Origin of the sequence: Streptomyces hokutonensis (assembly GCF_000376565.1) — a bacterium.
In the GTDB taxonomy this organism is placed as follows: domain Bacteria; phylum Actinomycetota; class Actinomycetes; order Streptomycetales; family Streptomycetaceae; genus Streptomyces; species Streptomyces hokutonensis.
Map to the genome: position 1 here is coordinate 55,361 of NZ_BARG01000008.1, position 7,966 is coordinate 63,326.

A 7,966-nucleotide genomic window follows, 5' to 3' on the forward strand; every position below is an offset into this window, starting at 1 on the left:
ATGGTCCGCGCAGCCGTACTGCCCGCCGTGGGCGCTCCGTTGGAGATCGCCGAGATCGACCTCCCGGACCCCGGCCCCGGCCAGGTCCGCATCCGCCTCGCCGCCGCCGGGGTCTGCCACTCCGACCTGTCCCTGACCAACGGCACCATGCGCGTCCCGGTCCCGGCGGTCCTCGGCCACGAGGGCGCGGGCACGGTGCTGGCCGTGGGGGAGGGGGTCACCCACATCGCTCCCGGCGACTCGGTCGTCCTCAACTGGGCCCCGTCCTGCGGCACTTGCCACGCCTGCACCCTCGGCGAGGTCTGGCTCTGCGCCAACGCGCTCAACGGCGCCGCCGACGTCTACGCCCACCGCGCCTCCGACGGCAGCGACCTCCACCCCGGCCTGAACGTGGCGGCCTTCGCCGAGGAGACGGTCGTATCCGCGGCCTGTGTCCTGCCCCTCCCGGACGGAATCCCATTGACGGACGCGGCACTTCTGGGCTGCGCGGTCCTCACCGGCTACGGCGCGGTGCATCACTCGGCGCAGGTGCGGGAGGGCGAGACGGTCGCGGTCTTCGGCGTCGGCGGAGTGGGTCTTTCGACGCTCCAGGCGGCCCGGATCGCGGGCGCCACGAAGATCGTCGCGGTCGATGTCTCCCCGGAGAAGGAGGAGTTGGCGCGCGCGGCCGGAGCGACGGACTACGTGATCGCCTCCGAGAACGCGGCCCGCGAGATCCGCGCCCTGACCGGAAAACAGGGTGTCGACGTCGCCGTGGAGTGCGTCGGCCGGGCGGTCACCATCCGCACCGCCTGGGAGTCCACCCGCCGGGGCGGCCGCACCACGGTCGTCGGCATCGGCGGCAAGGACCAGCAGGTCACCTTCAACGCCCTCGAACTCTTCCACTGGGGACGGACGTTGAGCGGCTGCGTCTACGGCAACTCCGACCCGGCGAAGGACCTGCCGGTACTCGCCGAACACGTACGGGCCGGACGCCTGGACCTGGGCGCGCTGGTGACGGAACGGATCGAACTGGCCGGGATTCCGGCCGCGTTCGAGAACATGGTGGCGGGGAAGGGCGGCCGGGCGCTGGTGGTGTTCTGAACGGCCTTGCCTACGGGACCTGTTCGGGCTCCGGGTCGGTGGCGGTGGCGGCAGCCTGCTGTGTTTCCGCCTTGGCGCGCGGCCGGGACCGCGACACCGCCACACCCGCGAGACACAGCACCCCGCCCGCCAGCGTGAGCAGCCCCGGTACCTCGCCGAGCGCCAGCCACGACATCAGGACGACCAGTGCGGGCACGGCGTACGTCGTCGCGCCCATGCGGCTGGCGGTCGTACGGGCGAGGGCGTAGGCCCAGGTGGTGAAGGCGAGGGCGGTCGGGAAGACGCCCAGGTAGACCATGTTGAGCGTGGCGGAGACGGGCGCGTCGGCCGCGTCCTGGACGAGCTGCCCCGCGAACGGCAGGCACAGCACCGCCCCGATGAGGCACCCGAACGTCGTCACCTGGAGCGCGCTGGCACGGCCGAGGGCCGGCTTCTGGGCGACGACCCCGCCGGCGTAGGCGACCGCCGCGAGCAGACACAGCACCACGCCGAGCACGGACGAACCGCCCTCGCCCGACATCGACAGGCCCACGGTCACCGCACCGGCGAAGGACACCGCCATGCCCGCGAGCAGCCGGGGCGGCATCGCGTCACCGAGCAGCCGTGAGCCGAGCAGGGCGATGAGGATCGGCCCGATGTTCACGACGAGCGCGGCGGTACCGGCGTCGACCTGCTGCTCGCCCCAGTTCAGGACGACCATGTAGAAGCCGAACCACAGCGCCCCCGAGACCGCGATCCCCCGCCACGCGGACCGGGGCGGCACCCCTTCCCGCCGTACGAGACAGAGCACCCCGAGCGCCAGCGCCCCGCTCGCCAGCCGCCCCAGGGCCAGGGCCCCCGGCGAGTAGGCGGCTCCGGCGCTCCGGATGGACACGAAGGCGGAGGCCCACAGCACGACGGTGACGACAGCGGCTGCGGCGGCGGTCGCCTCGGCGGGGTGGAGGGGTTTCTTCATGGCCCGAGGCTAGGCGGGGCAGAGTGGCGATGCTAGCGGGAATCGGACGTCAGGTTCGGGGTAGGGGGTGGGGCGTCTGTCGTATGCCGGGTGCGGGTCCGTTGTGGCTGGTCGCACAGTTCCCCGCGCCCCTGCGGAGCGCGTCCCAAGCCACGTTCCGGCCATCCCCTTACCTACCGACCACCGCTTCGAACTGCCCCGCCAACCCATCCAGCAACGCAGCAAGCCCCACCTCGAAAGCCCGCTCATCAACCTTCTCCTGCTGCTCGGCCAGAAGATGCGCCTGCCCCAGATGCGGATAGTCGGCAGGGTCGTACGCACTCGCGTCGCCCACGAACCCCCCGGCGAACGACCCGAGCGCCGACCCCATGACGAAGTACCGCATCAACGCCCCGATGGACGTGGCCTGCGCCGGCGGCCACCCCGCATCCACCATCCCGCCGTACACCGCGTCCGCGAGCCGCAGCCCCGCCGGCCGCCGCCCGGGCCCAGTCGCCAGCACCGGCACGATGTTCGGATGGTCGCGCAGGGCGGACCGGTAGGAGACCGCCCAGTCGTGCAGCGCGGTGCGCCAGTCGCGGCCGTCCTCGAACATCGACAGATCGACCTGCGCGCTCACCGAGTCGGCGACCGCCTCCAGGATCTGGTCCTTCGTGCGGAAGTGGTTGTAGAGAGAGGGCCCGCTCACCCCCAGCTCGGCGGCGAGCCGGCGGGTGGAGACGGCCGCCAGCCCTTCCGAGTCCACCAGCATGCGGGCCGTCTCGACGATCCGGTCGGTGCTGAGGAGGGGCTTGCGCGGTCGGGCCATGGCGCACATAGTAGGGCTGCGCGACCGAAACTAGCAGTGCTAATTTAAATGTGCAGTAGTCAATGTGCAGCAGTCGCTGTACGGCCTTCCACTTGGGGTGACGAGCGATGGACCTTGGACTGAGCGAGGAGCAGGAGGCCGTACGGCGGCTCGCCAAGGACTTCGTGGAGCGCGAGATCGCCCCGCACGTCATCGCCTGGGACCGCGCCGAGGAGGTCGACCGGTCGATCGTGAAGAAGCTCGGCGGGGTCGGTTTCCTGGGGCTGACCATCGACGAGGAGTACGGCGGCTCGGGCGGCGACCACCTCGCGTACTGCCTGGTCACCGAGGAACTCGGCCGCGGCGACTCCTCCGTGCGCGGCATCGTCTCCGTGTCGCTCGGCCTGGTCGCCAAGTCGATCGCGGCCTGGGGGAACGAGGAGCAGAAGCGGCGCTGGCTGCCGGGGCTCACCTCCGGCGAGTACGTCGGCTGCTTCGGCCTCACCGAGCCGGGCACCGGTTCCGACGCCGGCAACCTGACCACCCGGGCTGTGCGCGACGGCGACGACTATGTCGTCAACGGCACCAAGATGTTCATCACGAACGGCAGTTGGGCCGATGTGGTGCTGCTCTTCGCGCGCTCGACCGACGCCCCGGGACACAAGGGCGTCTCCGCCTTCCTCGTGCCCACCGACACTCCCGGCCTGACCCGCCGCACCATCCACGGCAAGCTCGGCCTGCGCGGCCAGGCCACCGCCGAGCTGGTCCTCGAAGACGTCCGTGTCCCCGCCTCCGCGATGCTCGCTCCCGAGGGCAAGGGCTTCTCCGTCGCCATGTCGGCGCTGGCCAAGGGGCGGATGTCCGTCGCGGCGGGCTGCGTCGGCATCGCCCAGGCCGCGCTGGACGTGGCGGTCCGCTACGCCGGTGAGCGCGAGCAGTTCGGCAAGCCCATCGCGCACCACCAGCTCGTCCAGGAACTCATCAGCGACATCGCCGTGGACGTGGACGCGGCCCGGCTGCTGACCTGGCGGGTCGCCGACCTCATAGACCGCGGCCTGCCCTTCGCCACCGAGTCCTCCAAGGCCAAGCTCTTCGCCTCGGAGGCGGCAGTGCGTGCCGCGAACAACGCGCTCCAGGTCTTCGGCGGCTACGGCTACATCGACGAGTACCCGGCCGGGAAGCTGCTGCGCGACGCCCGCGTGATGACCCTCTACGAGGGCACCAGCCAGATCCAGAAACTGCTCATCGGGCGGGCGCTGACGGGCGTTTCGGCTTTCTGAGTACGGGAGTTGAGTATCCGTACGGATGCCGGGGCGGCCGTAGAAGCGGACGCTTGTCCCCATGAGCGAAGCATCGGGCAAACCGCAGAACACGGCCGCCTTCTACGGCCAGGCCGTCGCGTCCTTCTCCGTCGCCATCGCGGCGACCGCCATCGGCATCTTCAAGCTGCAGGCCGACGCCTGGGTGCGGGCCTTCCTCGCGATCGCCGTCCTGTATCTGGTCACCTCCTCCTTCACCCTCGCCAAGGTGATCCGGGACCGGCAGGAGGGGGCGCGCGGCACCTACAACCCGTTCGAAAAGCTCTGAGCGGGGAGACTAAGCGCTCGCTCAGGTTCGGCGGTATGGTGGAGCCCTTGTCATCGAGAGGTATCGAGAGGGGTTCACGAGCGATGAGTACGGCGGAGGAGACGACCGCGGGCGACCCGCAGGCCTGGGCAGAGGTCACGCCCGACGCGGCCCGGCGGCTGCTGATCGCCGCCGTGGAGGCCTTCGCCGAGCGCGGCTACCACGCGACGACCACCCGGGACATCGCCGGCCGCGCCGGGATGAGCCCGGCCGCGCTCTACATCCACTACAAGACCAAGGAAGAGCTGCTCCACCGGATCAGCAGGATCGGCCACGAGAAGGCCCTCGACATCCTGCGGACGGCGGCGGCGCGCGAGGGCGGCGCCGCCGAGCGGCTCGCCGACGCGGTGAGCTCCTTCGTGCGCTGGCACGCGGGCGGCCGTACCACCGCGCGGGTCGTGCAGTACGAACTCGACTCGCTCGGCCCGGACGCCCGCGCCGAGATCCTCGCGCTGCGCCGGCAGGTCGACGCCGAGGTGCGCGGGATCGTCGAGGACGGGGTCGCGGACGGCTCCTTCGACGTGCCGGACGTGAAGGGCACGACCCTGGCGATCCTGTCGCTGTGCATCGACGTGGCGCGCTGGTTCAGCCTCGACGGACCCCGGACGCCCGACGAGGTCGGCGCGCTCTACGCCGACCTCGTACTGCGGATGGTGGGGGCCAACTAGCCGCCGTAGCGCGGGATCCGGCCGCTCAGAGGTAGTAGCGGGACACCGACTCTGCCGCGCACACCGGCTTGTCGCCGCCCTCGCGCTCCACGGTGAAGGCGACGGTCACCTGGACGCCGCCCGGTACGTCGTCGACGCCGGTGATCGTCGCGGTGGCGCGCAGCCGGGAGTCGACCGGGACCGGGGCGGGGAAACGGACCTTGTTCGTCCCGTAGTTGACGCCCATCTTCACGCCCTCGACCTTGATGAGCTGCGGTCCGAAGAGCGGAAGCAGCGACAGGGTGAGGTAGCCGTGCGCGATGGTCGTCCCGAACGGTCCGGCCGCCGCCTTCTCCGGGTCCACGTGGATCCACTGGTGGTCGCCCGTCGCGTCCGCGAACAGGTCGATCCGCTTCTGGTCCACCTCCAGCCAGTCGGTGTACCCCAACTGCTCCCCGACCGCCGCCCGCAGGTCGTCGACGGAGGTGAAGATCCTCGGCTCTGCCATGTCCCGGCCTCTCACGTCATCCAGCATCACGCGTCTCGAAATGTCTAAGCAACTGCTTAGCATGGTCGTATGCCGGGCCGCTGTCAACGGAACACCCGTGCCGGTGGATGGGTAGGGTTCGAGGGGTGCCCCAGATTCCCGAGAAGATCCACGAGCTGACCGTCGGCCAACTCGCCGCACGCAGCGGTGCCGCCGTCTCCGCCCTGCACTTCTACGAGGCCAAGGGTCTGATCAGCAGCCGCCGCACCACGGGCAACCAGCGCAGGTACACCCGTGACACCCTGCGCCGGGTCGCGTTCGTACGGGCCGCCCAGCGCGTCGGCATCCCGCTGGCCACCATCCGCGAGGCGCTCGCCGAGCTCCCCGAGGAGCGCACCCCGACCCGCGAGGACTGGGCCCACCTCTCCGAGGCCTGGCGCTCCGAACTCGACGAACGCATCAAGCAGCTCAACCGCCTCCGCGACCACCTCACCGACTGCATCGGCTGCGGCTGCCTCTCCCTGGCGACCTGCGTCCTCTCCAACCCGGACGACGTGATCGGCGAACGGGGCGCGGGTTCCCGCCTGATGCCGGAACCGCGCACACGCAAGCCTCGGGGCCGGGGGACGGGACCCGGCCCCGAGGAGCGCGGCTGAGCGCATCGCCGGCGGGGCGTCACTCGTACTCGGTGCCGCCCTTCCGCGTCAGATACGCCGGACTCACCGCCTTGGCGATCGCCCGGCCGCCGGTCACCGGGCTGTAGCGCTCCACGGCGGGGCGGATCACTACGCCCTCCCGCAGGTGCAGCTCCCGCCCGGACACGGTCTCGCGGCCGCTCGCGACCTCCAGTACCTGCTCGATGTCGTACGGCCCCTCGTACAGCCGGGGCACCAACGGCAGCTCCCCGTCGAGGAGTTCGGCCGCGTCCAGCCAGCGCACCGTTCCGTCGATCTCGGCGGAGACGTCGAACACGGCGTAGCCGAGAGTGCTGCGCCGGCCGTCGGCGCCGTAGGAGAGGTCCTGTACGCCCGCGCCGAACACCTCGCCGAAGATGCCGACCCGGCGCGCGCCGAGCCGTTCGGCGAGGCGGGCGGCGGTCTCGGGGACGCCGTGGCCGAGGACCGCCCGCCAGTACAGATTGCGCGGATCCTCTTTCAGGGCAAGGGACTTGGCGCCGAAGCCCTTCGAGGAGACCTGGACGCGGCCGTCCTCGGCGAAGTACGTGAGCAGGCAGGCCGAGCCGTGCAGTTTCTCGGTCAGGACCACAGCCTCGCCCGGTTCGAATATCCCGGGAAACCGCTGGATGTTCTCGATGTCCACCCAGGGCAGCAGATCGGGCGCGGACTCCACGTCCCCGTTCATGGTGGGCGGGATCGGCGGTACCCACTTCACGATGCCGAGCAGGTCCGCGAAGTCGGTGCCGTCCAGGGCGGCCCGGGCCAGATCGACGTCCGCGAGCGCCTTGGGCCGGCACACGATGCCCTGCGACAGCTCACCGCGCAGGCGCACCGCCTTGACCCGGTCGGCGTTGCTCCCCGCGAGGCGTCCGGTGAGCCCCAACTCCTCGATCAGCGCGGCCGGGAGCACGGACTGCTCGGGGATGTAGACGGCGGTGTCACCGGTGCGGTACTCGCCCTTGGCGACGACGGCCCGGTACAGGCCGACCTGGGCCAGTTCGAGGGCGTCGGCGTTCGGGTGTTCGTGGACGGTCAGCACTTCGGCGGTGACGCGCAGCGTCGACATCGGGGCTCCTCGGGTTCCTCAGCTGGGTTTCATCGTCCTCAACTGTCCTGATACGAAACCGGGTTGAGCGAGTGGAATTTCGGCTGCTAGGGCCGGGCCACGGCGGGCGCCGAAACCGGTTGGTCGTGACTCCGTGGCCTGTGTTTCCATTCCGGAGTGAACATCCGGGAGAGGGCCGACGGCGATGTCGAGCAGTGCGTGCGGGTCCTCGCGGAGGTGCACGCGCACGACGGCTATCCGGTCAACTGGCCCGACCGGCCCGGCGAGTGGCTGACACACGGTCCCTCGCTGGGCTCCTGGGTCGCCGAACGCGAGGGCCGCCTCGTCGGGCATGTCGGACTGGCGCCCGCCGGCGAAGGCGATCTGGCACCGGTGTTGTGGGGCGAGCGGACGGGGGTGCCGCCGGGTACGGCCGCCGTCGTCGGCAGACTGTTCGTCTCCCCGCGGGCGAGGGGACATCGGATCGGCGCACAGTTGATCGGCCGGGCGGTGCGGGAGGCGCGGCGGCACGGCCTGCATCCGGTGCTCGACGTCGTCACCACCGACACCGCCGCGGCCGCCCTGTACGAGCGGCTGGGCTGGGAACTGATGGCCACGGTCGAGCAGCGATGGAGTCCCCGGCAGACGGTGGCTGTCAG

The 7,966-nt window shown here is 71.0% G+C and carries 10 protein-coding genes; 6 read left to right on the forward strand and 4 right to left on the reverse strand.

Annotated elements, in window-relative coordinates; genetic code table 11:
- Window positions 1-1,083 (forward strand): Zn-dependent alcohol dehydrogenase, encoded by a 1,083-nt coding sequence (locus SSP08S_RS03785; protein ID WP_019066245.1) that lies wholly within the window; start codon window positions 1-3, stop codon window positions 1,081-1,083.
- 10 nt (window positions 1,084-1,093) lie between these two features.
- Here the strand turns inward: SSP08S_RS03785 and SSP08S_RS03790 are convergent, their stop codons facing one another.
- Window positions 1,094-2,038 (reverse strand): DMT family transporter, encoded by a 945-nt coding sequence (locus SSP08S_RS03790; RefSeq protein ID WP_019066246.1) that lies wholly within the window; start codon window positions 2,036-2,038, stop codon window positions 1,094-1,096.
- Between the two features lie 169 nt (window positions 2,039-2,207).
- Complete coding sequence (locus SSP08S_RS03795; RefSeq protein ID WP_019066247.1) at window positions 2,208-2,846, reverse strand: TetR/AcrR family transcriptional regulator; 639 nt, start codon at window positions 2,844-2,846, stop codon at window positions 2,208-2,210.
- 107 nt (window positions 2,847-2,953) lie between these two features.
- Between SSP08S_RS03795 and SSP08S_RS03800 the strand changes: the two genes are divergently transcribed.
- The 3 genes from SSP08S_RS03800 to SSP08S_RS03810 all read left to right on the forward strand — a co-directional run bounded on the left by SSP08S_RS03800 (window position 2,954) and on the right by SSP08S_RS03810 (window position 5,119).
- A complete protein-coding gene (locus tag SSP08S_RS03800; protein WP_019066248.1) occupies window positions 2,954-4,105 on the forward strand; it encodes an acyl-CoA dehydrogenase family protein in 1,152 nt (383 codons plus the stop codon).
- Between the two features lie 61 nt (window positions 4,106-4,166).
- Complete coding sequence (locus SSP08S_RS03805) at window positions 4,167-4,412, forward strand: YiaA/YiaB family inner membrane protein (RefSeq protein ID WP_019066249.1); 246 nt, start codon at window positions 4,167-4,169, stop codon at window positions 4,410-4,412.
- Between the two features lie 83 nt (window positions 4,413-4,495).
- Complete coding sequence (locus SSP08S_RS03810; protein ID WP_019066250.1) at window positions 4,496-5,119, forward strand: TetR/AcrR family transcriptional regulator; 624 nt, start codon at window positions 4,496-4,498, stop codon at window positions 5,117-5,119.
- A 25-nt stretch (window positions 5,120-5,144) separates the two neighbouring features.
- Here SSP08S_RS03810 and SSP08S_RS03815 read toward each other — a convergent pair whose 3' ends face one another.
- Window positions 5,145-5,606: a MaoC family dehydratase gene (locus tag SSP08S_RS03815; protein WP_019066251.1), complete on the reverse strand. Its 462-nt coding sequence runs from the start codon at window positions 5,604-5,606 to the stop codon at window positions 5,145-5,147.
- A gap of 125 nt (window positions 5,607-5,731) precedes the next feature.
- Between SSP08S_RS03815 and soxR the strand changes: the two genes are divergently transcribed.
- Complete coding sequence (gene soxR / locus SSP08S_RS03820; protein ID WP_019066252.1) at window positions 5,732-6,241, forward strand: redox-sensitive transcriptional activator SoxR; 510 nt, start codon at window positions 5,732-5,734, stop codon at window positions 6,239-6,241.
- Between the two features lie 19 nt (window positions 6,242-6,260).
- Here soxR and SSP08S_RS03825 read toward each other — a convergent pair whose 3' ends face one another.
- Window positions 6,261-7,328 carry an RNA ligase (ATP) gene (locus SSP08S_RS03825; RefSeq protein WP_019066253.1) on the reverse strand — a complete coding sequence of 356 codons (1,068 nt, stop codon included), beginning with the start codon at window positions 7,326-7,328 and terminating at the stop codon, window positions 6,261-6,263.
- Between the two features lie 198 nt (window positions 7,329-7,526).
- Between SSP08S_RS03825 and SSP08S_RS03830 the strand changes: the two genes are divergently transcribed.
- Window positions 7,527-7,966, forward strand: a 440-nt coding sequence (locus tag SSP08S_RS03830) for a GNAT family N-acetyltransferase (RefSeq protein WP_026178155.1), incomplete at its 3' end; no start/stop codon positions are given.